This window comes from Pseudooceanicola antarcticus, assembly GCF_900215355.1.
GTDB classification, from domain to species: Bacteria; Pseudomonadota; Alphaproteobacteria; order Rhodobacterales; family Rhodobacteraceae; genus Pseudooceanicola; species Pseudooceanicola antarcticus.
Genome location: NZ_OBEA01000006.1, coordinates 165,506 through 180,581, shown reverse-complemented (window position 1 = coordinate 180,581; position 15,076 = coordinate 165,506). Strand labels below are relative to the sequence as shown.

Sequence of the window (15,076 nt, the reverse complement as noted above, 5' to 3'; positions counted from 1 at the left end):
CGGCTTGGCATTCGGCCCGCATCTGCATAATGCTGACGCAAACAGCCTAAAGGAGGGCCCCATGGCCGAGATCAAGGACCCCGAGAACACCATCCTCATGGAACTGAAGGGTGGCACCGTCACCATCGAGCTGCTGGCCGACGTCGCGCCGCAGCATGCCGCGCGCATGAAAGAGCTCGCGCGGTCCGGTCAATACGACGGTGTGGTCTTCCACCGCGTGATCGACGGCTTCATGGCCCAGACCGGCGACGTGAAGAACGGCAACACCAAGACCGGCTTCGATATCCGCATGGCCGGCACCGGCGGCTCGGACCTGCCGAACCTGCCCGCCGAGTTCTCCAAGCTGCCGCACGACCGTGGCACCCTGGGTGCTGCGCGCAGCCAGAACCCGAACTCCGCCAACTCGCAGTTCTTCATCAACTTCAAGGACAACCATTTCCTCAACGGCCAGTACACCGTCTATGGCCGCGTCATCGAGGGCATGGAGCACGTCGACGCCATCACCCGTGGCGAGCCGCCTGCGGAGCCCGATGTGATGATCTCGGTCAAGGTGGCCGCGGATGCGTAAGCTGGCCCTTTCCGCCGTGCTCGGCCTCCTGGCCGGGCCGGCCCTTGCCACGGGTCTCGATATCGAGATCGCCGGCGAGGCCAACGGCACCGTCCACGTGGATCTCTTCGAGGATGTCGCGCCGCTGCACGTCGAGCGCCTGACCACGCTGGCCGAGGAAGGTGCCTATGACGGCGTCTGGTTCCACCGCGTGATCGACGGCTTCATGGCCCAGACCGGCGACGTGGAGTTTGCCAAGGAAGGCGGCGACATGCGCATGGCCGGCCGTGGCGGCTCGCAGTACGACGATCTGCCGGCCGAGTTCTCGGACATTCCCTACACGCGCGGCGTGGTGGGCATGGCCCGCAGCCAGAACCCCGACAGTGCCAACTCGCAGTTCTTCATCATGTTCACCGAGTACCCCTCGCTGAACGGCGCCTACACGGTGGTGGGTGAAGTGACCTCGGGGATGGATGTGATCGACCAGATCAAGCGCGGCGAAGGCCGCAACGGTGCGGTGATGGGCGCGCCTGATCGCATGGTGTCGGTCACCGTCACCGAGTGAGCTGAGCTGCTGCTGGAACGACAAGCGCCCCCGGTCCCGCCGGGGGCGCTTTGTGTTTGCGGGAAGGGGATCAGAACCGCCCGGAAGAGCCGCCACCCCCGGAAGAGCCGCCGCCGAAGCCGCCGCCGGAACGCCTGTTTTCGGTCTTCAGCCGCGGCAGGTTGATGTAGGCGACCGTCTCCCACCCACAGGACCCGCAACGGGTGATCCGGCGCGCCTTGCCCGAGGCGTGGCGCGTCGCCGGCATGTCGGTGATCCGGCTGCGGCGCAGCGCGCGCTCTCCGCAGTTCGGGCAGCGGCGCAGGCGGGTGGTCAGGTTGCCGATCCGGCGGCGCGCCCCGAGCAGCGCGAAGAGCCCGAAGGCGCCGCCCGCCACCAGCGGGCCGGTCAGATCCCTGGCAGGCGCCTCGCCGGCGGCGAAGGGCCGGGCGACCTCTTCGACCAGCCGGATCGCACCGTCCTTCATACCGCGCGCGTATTGGCCTTCGCGGAAGGCGGGCAGCAGGGTCTTTTCCATGATCGCGTCGGTGACGCCCTCCCACTGGCTGGCAAAGCCCCGGCCCAGCTCGATGCGCACTTCGCGCTCCTGCATGGAAAGCAGAAGCAGGATACCGTCATCACGGGTGGCATCGCCGATGCCCCAGTCGTTGAAGAGCGCCGTGGCGAAGGTCTCGAGCGTCAGTCCGGGGGCTATGGCCTCGCGGGATGGCAGGGTCAGCACGGTGATATGAACGCCGGTCTCGCTGCGGGCCGCGCGCAGGGCGGCGCGGATCGCGTCTTCGTCGACGGGCGTCAGGACCCCGGCACGGTCGTTGACATAGGGGTCCGCAGGCTGCGGGAAGTCCTGCGCCAGCAGGGGTGTGGCGCAGAGCATCAGCAGGGCGACACCGAGGCGCAGCAGGCGCGTCATCGCTGGCAGACTCATTCCGGCCGGGCGCCCTTCAGCAGCATGGCATCGACCTCTGCGCCGGGCACCGACTTCTTCAGCTTCGAGAAGCTGCCATCCTCGAAGACCTCGGACATGGCATCCAGGATCACCCGGTGCGTCGCCCGCGCCAGCGCCGAGCCGAGCGAGATCCGTGCCACGCCGATGCGGGCGAAGTCCTCCATGGCGTAGCTGGCCAGGTGCCCGGCGGCCAGGGCGTTGACCGGCAGCTCGGTGCTGTCGACCAGCCGCTGCAGGTCCTCGAAACTGGGCGGGCCGGGGACATAGAGGCAATCGGCGCCCGCGGCCTCGAAACCGGCGGTGCGGGCCAGGGCCTCTTCCATGTCGTAGGTGCCGTTCATCACCCCGTCGGCGCGCGCCACCAGCACGAAGTCGCGGGGCAGGGCGCGGGCGGCGGCGGCCCCGGCGCGAATGCGCTCGATGGCCAGGTCGCGGTCGTAGGAGGTCTCTCCGCCCGCGGGGTTGTCCTCGATCGAGATGCCGGCAAGGCCTGCCTCGGCGGCGAGGCGCACGGTCTCGGCCACGGTCTCGGGGTCGTCTCCGAAGCCATTCTCGAAATCGCCGGAGACGGGCAGGGGGGTGGCGGCCACCAGCTCTGCCGCATGGGCCAGGGCCTCGTCGCGGGTGACGTTTCCGTCGGGCCGGCCCAGGGTGAAGCCGAAGGCGGCCGAGGAGGTGCCGATGGCCTGGGCCCCGAGGGCGGCCAGCATCCGGGCCGAGCCGGCATCCCAGGCATTGGCCAGGACGAAGGGCTGTCCCTTCTGGTGCAGGGCGCGGAAGGCAGGGGCGGGGTCGTGCATGGTCGTCTCCTTGGGGCCGTGGGACTTTGGCTGGCCGGAGGGTCGGGCAGAGCGCGGCCCTTAGCAAGGATTTTCCGCCCGTTTCGCTGCGGGACGAAGGGAGGAGGGGGGCGCTGCCCCCCGTCTCCGCAAGCGGAGCCTCCCCCCGCAGTATTTTCAGCCATCGGATGGAGAGAAGGGCCGCATGCAGCTGGTCGATGGCGGAAAACACTCCCGCCGGAGGCTTGGCCCGGCAGGGCCATATATGGGGGGCACCTGCGCAAGAAGGCTTGCCAGCTGCGCCACGCCGGGCTAGGCAGGGCGCATGTACGGAAGCATTGCCATCATTACCGGCTGCTGCATTACCTGCTGAGATATTCTCGCGGGCTGCTTCCTCGTTTCCCTCTCAGAAATGACCTGCTAAGCCGCCCGCGGGCAAAGCCTTCACCGGCCCCTGCGAGGAGCGAGACATGGTCGAGATCAATCTGCACAATTCCCGGACGCGGAAGAAGGAACCCTTCGCGCCGATCGACGCATCGGATGTGCGGATCTATGTCTGTGGTCCGACGGTCTATGACCGGGCGCACCTGGGCAATGCCCGGCCCGTGGTGGTCTTCGATCTGCTCTATCGCCTGATGCGCCATGTCTACGGGGAAGAGCACGTGACCTACGTGCGCAACTTCACCGATGTCGACGACCGCATCAACGCCACCGCGCTTGCCCGGCGCGAGGCGGGGGCCGAGGGGTCGCTGGAAGAGCTGATCGCCGAGCGCAGCGAAGAGACCATCCGCTGGTATCACGAGGACATGGATGCGCTTGGCGCGCTGCGCCCCGCGATCAAGGGCGACCAGAGCCGTGCCGAGCCGCGCGCCACGCAATACATCGGCCAGATGATCGAGATGATCGAGGGGCTGATCGCCTCGGGTCACGCCTATGCCGCAGAGGGGCACGTGCTTTTCTCGGTCGAGAGCTACGAGGACTACGGCGCGCTTTCGGGCCGGCTGGTCGAGGACATGATCGCCGGGGCGCGGGTCGAGGTGGCTCCCTACAAGCGCAACCCGATGGACTTCGTGCTGTGGAAGCCCTCGACCGACGAGCTGCCCGGCTGGGACAGCCCCTGGGGCCGGGGCCGTCCGGGCTGGCATATCGAGTGCTCGGCCATGAGCTACGAGTTGCTGGGCGAGAGCTTCGACATCCACGGCGGCGGCATCGACCTGCAGTTCCCCCACCACGAGAACGAGATCGCCCAGAGCTGCTGCGCCCACCCGAAGGCGGATTTCGCGCGGGTCTGGATGCACAATGAGATGCTGCAGGTCGAGGGCAAGAAGATGTCCAAGAGCCTGGGCAATTTCTTCACCGTGCGCGATCTGCTGGACCAGGCGGTTTCCGGTGAAGTCATGCGCTATGTCTTCATGTTGACGCACTATCGCAGTCCGATGGATTGGACTGAAAAGAAGCGCAATGATGCGCAGAAGGAACTCGGTAAGTGGCACCGAATGAAGGGTGACAACCAGCCGGGTGAGGTGCCTCAAGAGATTCTGGCGGCGCTTGCCGATGACTTGAATACGCCGAGAGCGATCACCGAGTTGCGTCGTCTAGCTGATATCGGCGACATCCCGGGGCTCTTGGCTGGTTTGGAGTTGTTGGGGCTTAAGACCGTCAGCTCCGATATGCTGGATCTCCTGCAGGCTGCTGATCGAGAGAAGCTTGGAGAGCTGGCCGAGAGCCTCGCGGCTGCCCGTGCTGCTGCCATGGAGAGCAAGGATTTCTCGAAGGTCGATGAGCTCAAGAATGCGCTGATCGCGGCGGGTGTCGAAGTGCGCATGTCCAAGGCCGAGATCGAGCTTCTGCCGGGGCCGGGCTTTGATGCGGCCAAGCTGGAGGGGCTGGAATGAGGGCCTTTCTGAGAGCAACACAGGTCAGTTTCCGGCCGCGGGGGGGGGCGAAAGCCCCCGCCCGGGGGGGCGGCCGGGGGCTGACCGGGCCGCTGCGCGACCCGGTCGAGTGCCTTGCAGCTAGCGGCTGTGCGAATTCCCAACGACACACGGGCCCCGCCCGCCATGAGGCCGGGGGAGGGCTCTGATGGAACGTCTTTATCTCTACGACACCACCCTGCGTGATGGACAACAGACGCAAGGCGTCCAATTCTCGACGCCCGAGAAGCAGCGCATCGCCAAGATGTTGGATGAGCTGGGCGTCGACTACATCGAGGGCGGCTGGCCCGGTGCCAACCCGACCGACAGCGCCTTCTTCGAGGATGCGCCCGCCACCCGCGCCACGCTGACCGCCTTCGGCATGACCAAGCGGGCGGGCGTCTCGGCCGAGAACGACGACGTGCTGGCCGCCGTGCTGAACGCGCGCACGCCTGCGGTCTGTCTTGTCGGCAAGACGCACGACTTCCACGTCTCCACCGCGCTCGGGATCTCGCTGGAAGAGAACCTCGAGAACATCTCGCGCTCGGTCGCGCATCTGGTCGCCGAGGGGCGCGAGGCGCTGTTTGACGCCGAGCATTTCTTCGACGGCTGGAAGGCCGACCGCGACTATGCGCTGAAATGCGTTCATGCGGCGCTTGAGGCCGGGGCCCGCTGGGTTGTCCTTTGCGACACCAATGGCGGCACGCTGCCGGTCGAGATCGGGCGCATCGTCGAGGATGTCATCGCCTCGGGCGCGCCGGGGGACCGGCTGGGCATCCATACCCACAACGACACCGCCAATGCGGTGGCGGGCAGCCTCGCGGCAGTCGATGCGGGCGTGCGCCAGATCCAGGGCACGCTGAACGGGCTGGGCGAGCGCTGCGGCAATGCCAACCTTATCACCCTGATCCCGACGCTGCTGCTGAAGGAGCCCTACGCCAGCCTCTACGAGACCGGCGTGGCGAAGGAGGCGCTGGTCAACCTGGTGCCGGTGTCGCGGATGCTGGATGATATCCTGAACCGCGTGCCGGTGAAGCAGGCGCCCTATGTCGGGGCCTCGGCCTTCGCGCACAAGGCGGGGCTGCATGCCAGCGCCATCCTCAAGGACCCTTCCACCTACGAGCATATCGACCCCGCCCTGGTCGGCAACGAGCGCATCATTCCGATGTCGAACCAGGCCGGGCAGTCCAACCTGCGCCGCCGCCTGGCCGAGACCGGGCTGGAGGTCGAGAAGGGCGATCCGGCCCTGGCCGAGATCCTGCGGGTGGTGAAGGAGCGCGAGGACAGCGGCTATACCTACGACAGCGCCCAGGCCAGCTTCGAGCTGCTGGCGCGCCGGGTGCTGGACCGGCTGCCCGCCTTCTTCGATATCGACCGCTACCGTGTCAGCATAGAGCGCCGGCGCAATGCCATGGGCGATATCGTCACCGTCTCCGAGGCCGTCGTGTCGACGATCATCGACGGAGAGAAGATCCTCTCGGTCTCGGAAAGCCTTGATGAGGCCGGCAATGACCGCGGCCCGGTCAACGCGCTCTGGAAGGCGCTGGCCAAGGACCTGGGGGCCTACCAGGGGCTGATCGGGGACATGCGGCTTGTCGACTTCAAGGTGCGTATCACCCAAGGCGGCACCGAGGCGGTGACGCGGGTCATCATCGACAGTGAAGATGGCGAGGGCCACCGCTGGTCCACCGTGGGAGTTTCGGCGAATATCGTCGATGCCTCCTTCGAGGCGCTGGTGGATGCGGTGCGCTGGAAGCTGCTGCACGGCCAGGCCGCGCGGGCCGCGGCAGAGTAGACGACCCGGCAATCGAAGCGCCCAAGCCTCCGCCCTTGGGCGGGGGCTTCGGGCACAGCACCGTGACCCACGGGGCCGGTAGCTGCAGCTTCTGCACGGTCAATGTTGGGCAGATGGCTTGCAGCCGGGCCGCGTCGGGGCTACCTGCCTCACCAGCCCAAGCCCAGCAGAGACGCCGGAGAGCCCCTTGCCAGAGATCCAGTGGAACGATGACCTGACCGCCTGTGCCGAACTGGTCGAGCGCGGCGATCCCGCCCGGTTCCGCACCACCATGGCGGCGCCCCCCGCGGCGCGGCTGGCGCTCTTCCCGCTCTGGGCCTTCAACATCGAGGTTTCCCGCGCGCCCTGGGTCACCCAGGAGCCGATGATCGCCGAGATGCGCCTGCAATGGTGGCGCGATGCGCTGGAGGAGATCCGCAAGGGCCAGGGCATCCGGCGGCACGAGGTGGTGACACCGCTGTCCGAAAGGCTGACGCCTGGAGGCGCGGCCCTGCTCGACGCGCTGGTCGAGGCGCGTCGCTGGGATATCTGGAAAGAGCCCTTCGAGGACGAGGCACATTTCCGCAGCTATCTCGACGCCACCTCGGGCCACCTTCTGCGCGCGGGTGCGGGCATGCTGGGCGGCGCCCTGCCGGCAGAGCTGGCGGCGGATGCGGGCTTCGTCCTGGGGCTCGCAGGCTGGTTCCGCGCGATCCCTGCGCTGGAGGCCGCGGGCCGCATGCCGCTGCCCGATGGTCGCGAGACGGCAGTGGCAGCGCTGGCCGCCGAAGCGCTAAGCCGCGCCAGCGCCCTGCGTGCCCGCCGCAAGGCGCTGCCGTCGCAGCTTGCGCCGCTCTTCTACGGGCTGCCCGAGGCGGTGGCGGTGCTGAAACTGGCGCGCAAGACACCGGCACGGGTGCAGGCCGGGGCGCTCGAGATCGCCCCGCTGGCGCAGCGACTTGGACTTCTGAAGGCCAGCCTCGGGCGCTGGTAGATGCCGGGCGATGGTGGGAGGTATCCACCATCACGCCTGGTCTCAGGGTTCGAGTGTCTCGGATCTGACCCAGGCCTCGTAGCCGGGATTGGCCTGCACCTCGTGGCGCAGGACGGCGGGCAGGTCATAGGGATGCCAGCGCAGGATCGCCGCTTCGACCTGGTCGCCCAGCTCGATGCGGGTCTTCACCCGCAGCGCGTATTCCTCTTCGGCCCGGACCTCTCCCTCCCAGCGGTAGAGGCTGACCACGGTGCGCGAGCGATTGGCGCAGGCGATCAGCCGGGCCTCCAGCAGATGGGCGGCGATACGGTCCGCCACGCCCCGCGCCGGGCAGAGCGTTTCCACTTCCAGGATCATGCGGCCTCTCCCTGATGTGCCGCGGCAGGTCTCAGGCGCCCGCCGTCTGATCCTTCGGTCGTAGCACCAGCCAGATCAGCGCGCCACCCGCCAGCACCAGCAGCGGCGCCATTGCGAGGTTCACGGCGCTCCAACCGGCCGCGGCGGAGGCACCCGAGCAATTCATCAGCCCGCCCGAGGCGAAGGAGGCGCAGGTGACGCCGCCGAAGACGATCAGGTCGTTCAGACCCTGCATGCGGCCGCGCTCGGCCTTGGTGTGGCTCTGGGCCAGCATCGAGGTGGCACCGATGAAGCCGAAGTTCCAGCCGAGCCCCAGAAGGACAAGCGCGCCAAAGAAATTCTCCAGCTCGACGCCCTGCAGCGCCACGGCGCCGGCCCCGGCAAGGATCAGCAGGCCCGCGCCCATGACCTTCTCGACCCCGAAACGGGCGATCAGGTGGCCGGTGAAGAAGCTGGGCACATACATGGCCAGCACGTGGGCGCTGACCACATCGGCGGCGTTGGACTTGTCGAAGCCGCAGCCCACCACCGCCAGCGGGGTCGAGGTCATCACCAGGTTCATCAGCGCATAGGAGACCATGCCGCAGATCACCGCCACCAGGATGCGGGGCGTGGTCAGCAGTTGCCAGCGGTTGCGGCCCTTCGGGGCGTCCTCGCCGGTCTCGGGGCGCTCGGGGCGCGGAATGTCGAGGAAAGAGAACAGGATGGGCCCGGCGAGGTTCAGCGCCATGACCAGCAGGTAGGTGCCCATGAAGGGCACCACCAGCGCGTCATTGGTCAACTTGCCGAGCTGCGGCCCCAGGAGCGCCGCGATCAGCCCGCCGGCCATGACGTAGGAGATCGCCTTGGGCTGGAACTTGGGGCTGGCGGTGTCGGTGGCGGCGAAGCGGAAGAAACCCTGGGTCGACATGTAGGTGCCGGTGAAAAGAGAGCCCAGCAGGAAGATCCCGAAGCTCTGCTGGAACAGCCCGTAGGCCGCGACCAGCGCGCCGAGGGCGCCGAAGGCCGAGCCGATGCTGAAGCCCACACGCCGCCCGTAGCGCTGCATGATGCCCGAGACCGGCGTGGCCGAGAGCATCGAGCCCAGCACGATCATCGAGATCGGCATGGTGGCCAGGCAGGGATTGGGCGACAGGCTTTGCCCCGCCAGCCCGCCGATGGTGAAGATCATCGGCATCTGGGCGCCCAGCAGGGCGTTGGCCAGGAAGAGCACGATGACATTGCCGCGCGCGCGGCTGTCGGAAGCGGGAGGGGCGGTCATTTCACTCATTCCCCCGCGTTAGCGCGCGGCAGGGGGGCCGACAAGAGGCAGAAGCGTCGCGGGGGCGCGCGACCGCCGTGCCGGTTGTGCAGTCCGCGCGGGGCGGCCTAGCCCGCCTGCAGCCCCTGCCAGTCGAGGATCTGCCGCATCGCAACGTTGCGCCCGACGCAAAGGATCGCCGGCGGCTCGATGCCCGAGCGGTCGAGGTCATCGGCCAGCTGCGCCAGGGTGGTCTCCATAACCTGCTGGCCGGGCAGGGTGGCATTGCTGACCACCGCCACCGGCTCTTCCGCCGCCCGGCCTGCCGCCAGCAGTGCATCGGCGATCACGCGGGCATGCTTGATTCCCATGTAGATCACCAGCACCTGCGAGCCGCGCGCCAGGGCTTCCCAGTCCAGCGAAGAGGGGGTCTCTCCGCTCTGGTCATGGCCTGTGACGAAGGTGACGGACTGGTTGAACTCGCGGTGGGTGACGGGGATGCCGGCATAGGCCAGCCCGCCGATGCCCGCGCTGATGCCGGGCACGATGCGGAAGGGCACCCCGTGCTGCACCAGCGTCTGCGCCTCTTCGCCGCCGCGCCCGAAGACGAATGGGTCTCCGCCCTTCAGCCGCAGCACCCGCTTGCCCTCGCAGGCGAGCTCGACCAGCCGCAGCGAGATGTCGCTCTGCTTCGCCGAAGGCTTGCCGCCGCGCTTGCCGGCGAAGATCTTCTCGGCCTGGGGCGCCCAGTCGAGGATCGCGTCCGAGACCAGCGCATCATGCACCACCACATCCGCCTGCCGCAGCGCGTTCAGCCCATGCAGGGTCATCAGCCCCGGATCACCGGGGCCGGCGCCGCAAAGCCAGACCCAGCCGGGTTGCAGCTCGGGCCAATCGGAGGGCGGGAGGCCCGGAGGTTGTGGGGTCTTGTCGTTCATCCGCGCAATATGCCCCCTGCCGCGGCCAGAGTGTAGAGCCCGCGCAGATTAAGGATTATCGCCGCCCGAGGGGCATTTGCCTGAAACGCCGTTCTCTTCGCGCGCGGTGCTCAGGGCGATCTCTCTGCAAGATGCGCGCCGGGCGAAACAGCCGCTCTGCCGGGCGGGGCCCATTGCCACCACCCGCGCGCCCGCTAGGATGGCGCGCGACCCAAGCCGGAGCCCCCATGGCCGAGATCCTCTCTGATATCCGGACCCTCGCCAGAGGGGCCTCGTGGCTGGCGGGGCAGGACCCGGCGATGGCGCGGATCGCTGCACCGCTGCCGCCGCTCAGGCGTCGTCCGCCGGGCTTTGCCACGCTTCTGCAGGCGATCGTCGGCCAGCAGGTCTCGACCGCCTCGGCGGCGGCGATCTGGGCCCGGCTCGAGGCGGCGGGGCTGACGCAGGAGGCCTCGATCCTGGCTGCCGGAGAGGAGGGGCTGCGCGCCTGCGGCCTGTCGCGGCCCAAGATCCGCTATGCCCTGGCGCTGGCTGGCACCGGGGTGGATTTCGCCGCGCTCGAGACGCTGCCCGATGAAGAGGTCATTACCCGTCTCGTGGCCCTGCCGGGGATCGGCCGCTGGACGGCCGAGATCTATGGCACCGTCGCCCTGGGCCGCGCCGATATCTTCCCGGCGGGCGATCTGGCCTTGCAGGAGGCCACGCGGCTCCTTTACGGCTTGTCCGAACGGCCGAAGGAGGCCGGGCTCAGGCAGATGGCGGAGGCCTGGTCGCCCTGGCGGGGCGTCGCGGCGCGGCTGCTCTGGGCCTATTACGCGCAAGAGAAGAAGCGGGAAGGGGTGACATGACAAGAGTACTGAATGCCGAGAAGCGGGCACCGCTGTCGGGGGAGACCCGCTCTGCGGTGGTCTTCCTGCATGGCTATGGCGCCAATGGCGCCGACCTGCTGGGTCTTGCCGATCCGCTGGCCGAACATCTGCCCGACACGATGTTCGTGGCCCCCGATGCGCCTGAAAGCGTGCCCGGCGCGCCCATGGGCTACCAGTGGTTCCCGATCCCCTGGATCGACGGCTCCTCCGAGGAAGAGGCCGAGCGCGGGCTGCTCGCCGCCGCCCAGGACCTGGACGCCTTCCTTGATGCCTTCATGGTCGACGAGGACCTGCTGCCGGAACAGGTCTGCCTTTTCGGCTTCTCGCAGGGCACCATGATGTCGCTGCACGTCGCACCCCGCCGCGAGGATCCCGTGGCGGGTATCGTGGGCTTTTCGGGCCGCCTGCTGCGCCCCGAGCTGCTGCCCGACGAGGTGGTCTCGAAGATGCCGGTGCTGCTGGTGCATGGGGATGAAGACGACGTGGTGCCGCCGCAGAGCCTGCCGCTGGCCGCCGAGGCGCTGCAGGAGGCCGGCTTCAAGGAGGTCTTCGCACATATCATGAAGGGCACCGCCCATGGCATCGCGCCGGACGGGCTCTCCGTGGCGCTGGCCTTCATGCGGGACAAATGCGGCTTCTGACGGGCAGGGGGCTCTGCCCCCATCTCCGTGCCGGAGATTCCCCCGCAGTATTTTCAGCCGTCGGATAGGTAAAGGGGCGCGGGAGTGCGGGCCCCTTTTTCATTCCGGCGCCATGGCTGCTGTCTGCGCCGTGGCAGGCTGCGCGGGGGTGTGGCCTACGTCTCGGGGAACCAGAGGCGCGGCTCTGCGAACTCAAGGGAGTTGCCCGCCGGATCGCGGAAATAGATCGAGCGGGCACCGTTGGGCCAGTGGAAATCGGCCTCGACCGGAACACCCTGGGCCTCGAGGTGGTCCTTCCAGGCATGGATCTCTGCGGCGGTGGCCGAGAAGCAGAGATGGCCTGCACCCGTTGCGCCATGGGGCGGCACCGGCAACGACGGGTTGGACGAGCCGAGCAGCGTGGCCTCGGGCGAGAAGAGCAGCAGCACGACCTCGCCCAGGCGGAAGAAGTGATGCCGCTCCTCGACCCTGGCTATCTCTTCCAGCCCCAATACCCCGGCGTAGAAGGCGGCGCATTCGGCGAGGTTCGAGGCATAGAGTGCGCATTCCAGTGGCGCGCGGGGCGGGGCCGGGGTCTGCTGGGGCATCTGTTGCATGTAAGTGAGGATAGCACGGGCCGGGCGTTCGCCAAGCGCGGTGCGCGGCGCAGATCGGCGGCAAGCCGCGCCCCGCGCCGCAGGTCTCGGGCGCGGGGCCGATGTTTGTCATTTCAGCGTTACGCTGTGCGGGTAGGGCTTTGGCGGTAGACTTGCATATGATGGGGCTTGTCAGGTCCCTGACGCGATATATAGTCGAAGAAAGCAATCTGGTCATTGGGGTGGGGGTCCCCGCCTCGGTGCCGTCGACGGCAGGCAGGCAGGAGCGCAACGCAGATGGACGGAGACTTCAGACGTGAATTCGTGAGAGAGCCGGCCGCTCTCAAGCAGCACCCGGCATTGGTGCTGAACGCCGACTACAGGCCGCTGTCCTATTATCCCCTGTCGCTCTGGCCCTGGCAGGAAGCCATCAAGGCCGCCTGGCTCAACAGGGTCGAGATCGTCGCCGAATACGACCAATGGGTCCGAAGCCCCAGTACCGAGATACGCATCCCCTCGGTTGTCGTCCTGAAAGATTATGTCAAACCCCAAAAGCGCGTGGCCTTCACGCGCTTTAATCTTTTCTTGCGGGACGAATTCTGCTGCCAGTACTGCGGCGCCAAGGGGGATCTGACCTTCGATCACGTGGTGCCGCGCGCCAGCGGGGGCATCACCAGCTGGGAGAATGTCGTGGCCGCCTGCGCGCCCTGCAACCTGCGCAAGGGCTCCAAGAGCCTGCGCCGGGCGGGGATGGCGCTGCGCAAGCCGCCGCGACCCCCCTCGGCCGACGAGCTGCGCAACATGGGCCGCAAGTTCCCGCCCAACCACCTGCATGAGAGCTGGCTGGACTTCCTCTACTGGGACGCCGAGCTGGAGGCCTGAGACCCGCTGCGCGACACCGCGTGCAGGCAGGGCTTTCCGTTCCGGTCCGCAGCGCCTAGCATCGCGCCGGTTCCGACCCGCGAGGCCCCATGCGTCTTCTGCTTCTGACTGGCCTGGCCATGCTGGCCTTTGCCGCCAACTCCCTGCTGAACCGCCTGGCGCTGGCCGAGGCCGCCATCGGGCCGGCGAGCTTTGCCGCGATCCGCGTGGGCTCCGGTGCGCTGGTGCTTCTGTCGCTGCTCTGCCTGCGGCAAGGGCGCTGGCCCGATCTGCCGCGGCCCGAACCCTGGTCCGTGCTGGGACTTGCCGCCTACATGCTGGGCTTTTCCTTCGCCTATGTCTCGATGGACGCGGGGCTGGGGGCTCTGGTGCTCTTCGGCGGGGTGCAACTGACCATGTTCCTCGGTGCGGTGATCGAGGGCGACAGGCCCGCGCCGCGTCGCTGGCTGGGCATGGCGCTGTCGATGGCGGGGCTGGCGGTGCTCAGCCTGCCGGGCGGAGAGCTGCATATCGCCCCGTTTGCGCTTGCCTCCATGGGGCTGGCGGCCCTCGGCTGGGGGATCTATTCGCTGCGGGGACGACGGGCGGGCGACCCGCTGGCGGCAACCGCCTGGAACTTTCTCTATTGCCTGCCGCTGATGCTGGTCGTGCTGCCGCTCTGGCCGGACGGCACCCCGGCCAGCTGGGCGGGCATCGGGCTGGCGGTGCTCTCGGGCGCTGTCACCTCGGGGCTTGGCTATGCGCTGTGGTATGCGCTGCTGCCGGCGCTCGGGGCCTCGCGCGGCGCGCTGGCGCAGCTCTCGGTGCCGGTGCTCGCACTGGCGCTGGCCGCGCTCCTGCTGGGCGAGGCGATAGGCGGGCTGGCCGTGGTCTCGGCGGCGATGATCCTGGGCGGCATCGCGCTCGGCCTGACCGGCGGGACCGGCCGTCGCGGTTGACGTTTGCGTGAGCGTCGCCGCAGGCGGTTGTCGTAAGGGAAACCTCGGGGCAGGGTCTGCCGGCCAAACGGAGACCCAGCCTTGCCGCCCGAGATCACCTTCACCCGCCTCTCCGAGGTGCCTGCCGAGACGATCCGCGATCACATGTCCGACCCGCGCGTGGCCGAGCATATGCCGCTGCTGACCGGCGACTGGGATCTAGAGACGGCGCAGCGCTTCGTGGTGGCGAAAGAGGCGATCTGGGCGCGGGACGGGCTGGGCCATTGGGCCATCCTGGCCGATGGCGTCTACGTCGGCTGGGGCGGTTTCCAGAAGGAGGGCGAGGAATGGGACTTCGGTCTGGTCCTGCGCCCGGAGGCCTTCGGCCTGGGATTGGTCATCGCCCGCAGGGCGCTGGACCTGGCCCGCGACGATCCGTCGATCCCCTATGTCACCTTCCTGCTGCCGCCGTCGCGCCGCCACTTCGGGGCACTGGCGCGACTTGGCGCGCAGGAAATCGGAAAAGTAGATCTGGCCGGGGCTCAGTTCCTCAAGTTTCGGCTTCAGACCCCACCTAAGGTCGCAGTTGTACATGAGGATTCTTGATCCGCACTTCGGGCCCCGTTACGAAGGGGCGGATTGGTTCTACAAGGTTACCACAATGAATTTCGAAGGACCGCGCCCGACACTCCGGGCGCTCGTCGGCCTCCTGTCAGTTACAGCCTGCCTGGTTTCGGCATCCCCCATCCTGGCACAGACCTATACCGAGGGAGATCTTCTCGAGTGCTCCTTCAAAACCACCCGAGGCACCTTCCTGCTGAACTGGAATCCGCAGGAAGAACTGCTGACTTTCGGCAAGAAGACCATCGAGCTGCGCGGGCCGGTGAAAGTCAGCGAGCAGGCGGTGAACATCCCCATGGTTCTGGAAGGCGAAGACGCCGACATGATCTATCTCAACGAGCGCGGCTCGGCGACGATCCACCTCAACTGGAAGGGTGGCGGGGTGTCGCTTTGGGGCCCGTGCACGGTGACCACGCCCTGACGACGGGCGGGGGACCCGTCCCCCCGGCGCACCGGAGGCCCCTTCATCTGAACGCCCCGCGACCTGACGCCTGCCCCTTGCTGGCACCACAAACGAA

At 67.9% G+C, this 15,076-nt stretch carries 17 protein-coding genes; 11 read left to right on the top strand and 6 right to left on the bottom strand.

Going from position 1 to position 15,076, the window contains the following annotated elements:
* The first annotated feature begins 61 nt into the window (after nt 1-61).
* Complete coding sequence (locus tag CRO50_RS15555; protein WP_097146846.1) at nt 62-568, top strand: peptidylprolyl isomerase; 507 nt, start codon at nt 62-64, stop codon at nt 566-568.
* Nucleotides 561-1,112, top strand: a complete 552-nt coding sequence (locus CRO50_RS15550) for a peptidylprolyl isomerase (protein WP_097146845.1) — start codon at nt 561-563, stop codon at nt 1,110-1,112. Before CRO50_RS15555 ends, CRO50_RS15550 begins: the two co-directional genes overlap by 8 nt.
* A 70-nt stretch (nt 1,113-1,182) precedes the next feature.
* On the opposite strand, the gene CRO50_RS15545 is transcribed toward CRO50_RS15550, so the two are convergent.
* Both CRO50_RS15545 and CRO50_RS15540 read right to left on the bottom strand, forming a co-directional pair.
* Nucleotides 1,183-2,037: a TPM domain-containing protein gene (locus CRO50_RS15545; RefSeq protein WP_097146844.1), complete on the bottom strand. Its 855-nt coding sequence runs from the start codon at nt 2,035-2,037 to the stop codon at nt 1,183-1,185.
* The gene (locus tag CRO50_RS15540; protein WP_097146843.1) at nt 2,034-2,858 is read right to left on the bottom strand and encodes an isocitrate lyase/PEP mutase family protein; all 825 of its coding nucleotides are present in this window, start codon (nt 2,856-2,858) and stop codon (nt 2,034-2,036) included. The genes CRO50_RS15545 and CRO50_RS15540 overlap by 4 nt, the downstream gene beginning before the upstream one ends.
* 449 nt (nt 2,859-3,307) lie before the next feature.
* Here CRO50_RS15540 and cysS point away from each other — a divergent pair, with 449 nt between their 5' ends.
* The 3 genes from cysS to CRO50_RS15525 all read left to right on the top strand — a co-directional run bounded on the left by cysS (nt 3,308) and on the right by CRO50_RS15525 (nt 7,518).
* Entirely contained in the window at nt 3,308-4,732 is a 1,425-nt protein-coding gene (gene cysS, locus CRO50_RS15535; RefSeq protein ID WP_097146842.1) for a cysteine--tRNA ligase, read from the top strand.
* Between the two features lie 187 nt (nt 4,733-4,919).
* Nucleotides 4,920-6,545 carry a citramalate synthase gene (cimA, locus tag CRO50_RS15530; protein ID WP_179747300.1) on the top strand — a complete coding sequence of 542 codons (1,626 nt, stop codon included), beginning with the start codon at nt 4,920-4,922 and terminating at the stop codon, nt 6,543-6,545.
* 187 nt (nt 6,546-6,732) lie between these two features.
* Nucleotides 6,733-7,518: a squalene/phytoene synthase family protein gene (locus CRO50_RS15525; RefSeq protein WP_097146840.1), complete on the top strand. Its 786-nt coding sequence runs from the start codon at nt 6,733-6,735 to the stop codon at nt 7,516-7,518.
* Between the two features lie 42 nt (nt 7,519-7,560).
* Here CRO50_RS15525 and cutA read toward each other — a convergent pair whose 3' ends face one another.
* From cutA to cobA, 3 genes are all read right to left on the bottom strand, one after another.
* Nucleotides 7,561-7,875, bottom strand: a complete 315-nt coding sequence (cutA, locus tag CRO50_RS15520; protein WP_097146839.1) for a divalent-cation tolerance protein CutA — start codon at nt 7,873-7,875, stop codon at nt 7,561-7,563.
* A 31-nt stretch (nt 7,876-7,906) separates the two neighbouring features.
* The gene (locus CRO50_RS15515; RefSeq protein WP_232617802.1) at nt 7,907-9,136 is read right to left on the bottom strand and encodes an MFS transporter; all 1,230 of its coding nucleotides are present in this window, start codon (nt 9,134-9,136) and stop codon (nt 7,907-7,909) included.
* Nucleotides 9,137-9,243: 107 nt separating this feature from the next.
* Nucleotides 9,244-10,053 (bottom strand): uroporphyrinogen-III C-methyltransferase, encoded by an 810-nt coding sequence (gene cobA, locus CRO50_RS15510; RefSeq protein ID WP_097146837.1) that lies wholly within the window; start codon nt 10,051-10,053, stop codon nt 9,244-9,246.
* A 227-nt stretch (nt 10,054-10,280) separates the two neighbouring features.
* On the opposite strand from cobA, the gene CRO50_RS15505 reads away from it, so the two are divergent.
* Complete coding sequence (locus CRO50_RS15505) at nt 10,281-10,901, top strand: DNA-3-methyladenine glycosylase family protein (protein ID WP_097146836.1); 621 nt, start codon at nt 10,281-10,283, stop codon at nt 10,899-10,901.
* The gene (locus tag CRO50_RS15500) at nt 10,898-11,563 is read left to right on the top strand and encodes an alpha/beta hydrolase (RefSeq protein ID WP_097146835.1); all 666 of its coding nucleotides are present in this window, start codon (nt 10,898-10,900) and stop codon (nt 11,561-11,563) included. Before CRO50_RS15505 ends, CRO50_RS15500 begins: the two co-directional genes overlap by 4 nt.
* 155 nt (nt 11,564-11,718) lie before the next feature.
* Here the strand turns inward: CRO50_RS15500 and CRO50_RS15495 are convergent, their stop codons facing one another.
* Nucleotides 11,719-12,150, bottom strand: coding sequence for a VOC family protein (locus CRO50_RS15495; protein ID WP_097146834.1), 432 nt, complete (start codon nt 12,148-12,150; stop codon nt 11,719-11,721).
* 285 nt (nt 12,151-12,435) lie between these two features.
* Between CRO50_RS15495 and CRO50_RS15490 the strand changes: the two genes are divergently transcribed.
* The 4 genes from CRO50_RS15490 to CRO50_RS15475 all read left to right on the top strand — a co-directional run bounded on the left by CRO50_RS15490 (nt 12,436) and on the right by CRO50_RS15475 (nt 14,979).
* Nucleotides 12,436-13,020, top strand: coding sequence for an HNH endonuclease (locus CRO50_RS15490; RefSeq protein WP_097146833.1), 585 nt, complete (start codon nt 12,436-12,438; stop codon nt 13,018-13,020).
* Nucleotides 13,021-13,109: 89 nt separating this feature from the next.
* Entirely contained in the window at nt 13,110-13,958 is an 849-nt protein-coding gene (locus CRO50_RS15485; RefSeq protein ID WP_097146832.1) for a DMT family transporter, read from the top strand.
* An 81-nt stretch (nt 13,959-14,039) separates the two neighbouring features.
* Nucleotides 14,040-14,543, top strand: a complete 504-nt coding sequence (locus CRO50_RS15480) for a GNAT family N-acetyltransferase (protein ID WP_097146831.1) — start codon at nt 14,040-14,042, stop codon at nt 14,541-14,543.
* Between the two features lie 55 nt (nt 14,544-14,598).
* On the top strand, nt 14,599-14,979 hold the full coding sequence (locus tag CRO50_RS15475) for a hypothetical protein (RefSeq protein ID WP_097146830.1): 381 nt from the start codon (nt 14,599-14,601) through the stop codon (nt 14,977-14,979).
* The last annotated feature ends 97 nt before the right edge of the window (nt 14,980-15,076 follow it).

Bases quoted from the DNA above. Each gene is read 5' to 3' on its own strand.
- CRO50_RS15545 (WP_097146844.1), bottom strand. From the start codon at position 2,037: ATGAGTCTGCCAGCGATGACGCGCCTGCTGCGCCTCGGTGTCGCCCTG.
- CRO50_RS15485 (WP_097146832.1), top strand. From the start codon at position 13,110: ATGCGTCTTCTGCTTCTGACTGGCCTGGCCATGCTGGCCTTTGCCGCC.
- cimA (WP_179747300.1), top strand. From the start codon at position 4,920: ATGGAACGTCTTTATCTCTACGACACCACCCTGCGTGATGGACAACAG.
- CRO50_RS15555 (WP_097146846.1), top strand. From the start codon at position 62: ATGGCCGAGATCAAGGACCCCGAGAACACCATCCTCATGGAACTGAAG.
- CRO50_RS15550 (WP_097146845.1), top strand. From the start codon at position 561: ATGCGTAAGCTGGCCCTTTCCGCCGTGCTCGGCCTCCTGGCCGGGCCG.
- cutA (WP_097146839.1), bottom strand. From the start codon at position 7,875: ATGATCCTGGAAGTGGAAACGCTCTGCCCGGCGCGGGGCGTGGCGGAC.
- CRO50_RS15500 (WP_097146835.1), top strand. From the start codon at position 10,898: ATGACAAGAGTACTGAATGCCGAGAAGCGGGCACCGCTGTCGGGGGAG.
- CRO50_RS15475 (WP_097146830.1), top strand. From the start codon at position 14,599: ATGAATTTCGAAGGACCGCGCCCGACACTCCGGGCGCTCGTCGGCCTC.
- CRO50_RS15495 (WP_097146834.1), bottom strand. From the start codon at position 12,150: ATGCCCCAGCAGACCCCGGCCCCGCCCCGCGCGCCACTGGAATGCGCA.
- CRO50_RS15490 (WP_097146833.1), top strand. From the start codon at position 12,436: ATGGACGGAGACTTCAGACGTGAATTCGTGAGAGAGCCGGCCGCTCTC.
- cysS (WP_097146842.1), top strand. From the start codon at position 3,308: ATGGTCGAGATCAATCTGCACAATTCCCGGACGCGGAAGAAGGAACCC.
- CRO50_RS15505 (WP_097146836.1), top strand. From the start codon at position 10,281: ATGGCCGAGATCCTCTCTGATATCCGGACCCTCGCCAGAGGGGCCTCG.
- CRO50_RS15540 (WP_097146843.1), bottom strand. From the start codon at position 2,858: ATGCACGACCCCGCCCCTGCCTTCCGCGCCCTGCACCAGAAGGGACAG.
- CRO50_RS15515 (WP_232617802.1), bottom strand. From the start codon at position 9,136: ATGACCGCCCCTCCCGCTTCCGACAGCCGCGCGCGCGGCAATGTCATC.
- cobA (WP_097146837.1), bottom strand. From the start codon at position 10,053: ATGAACGACAAGACCCCACAACCTCCGGGCCTCCCGCCCTCCGATTGG.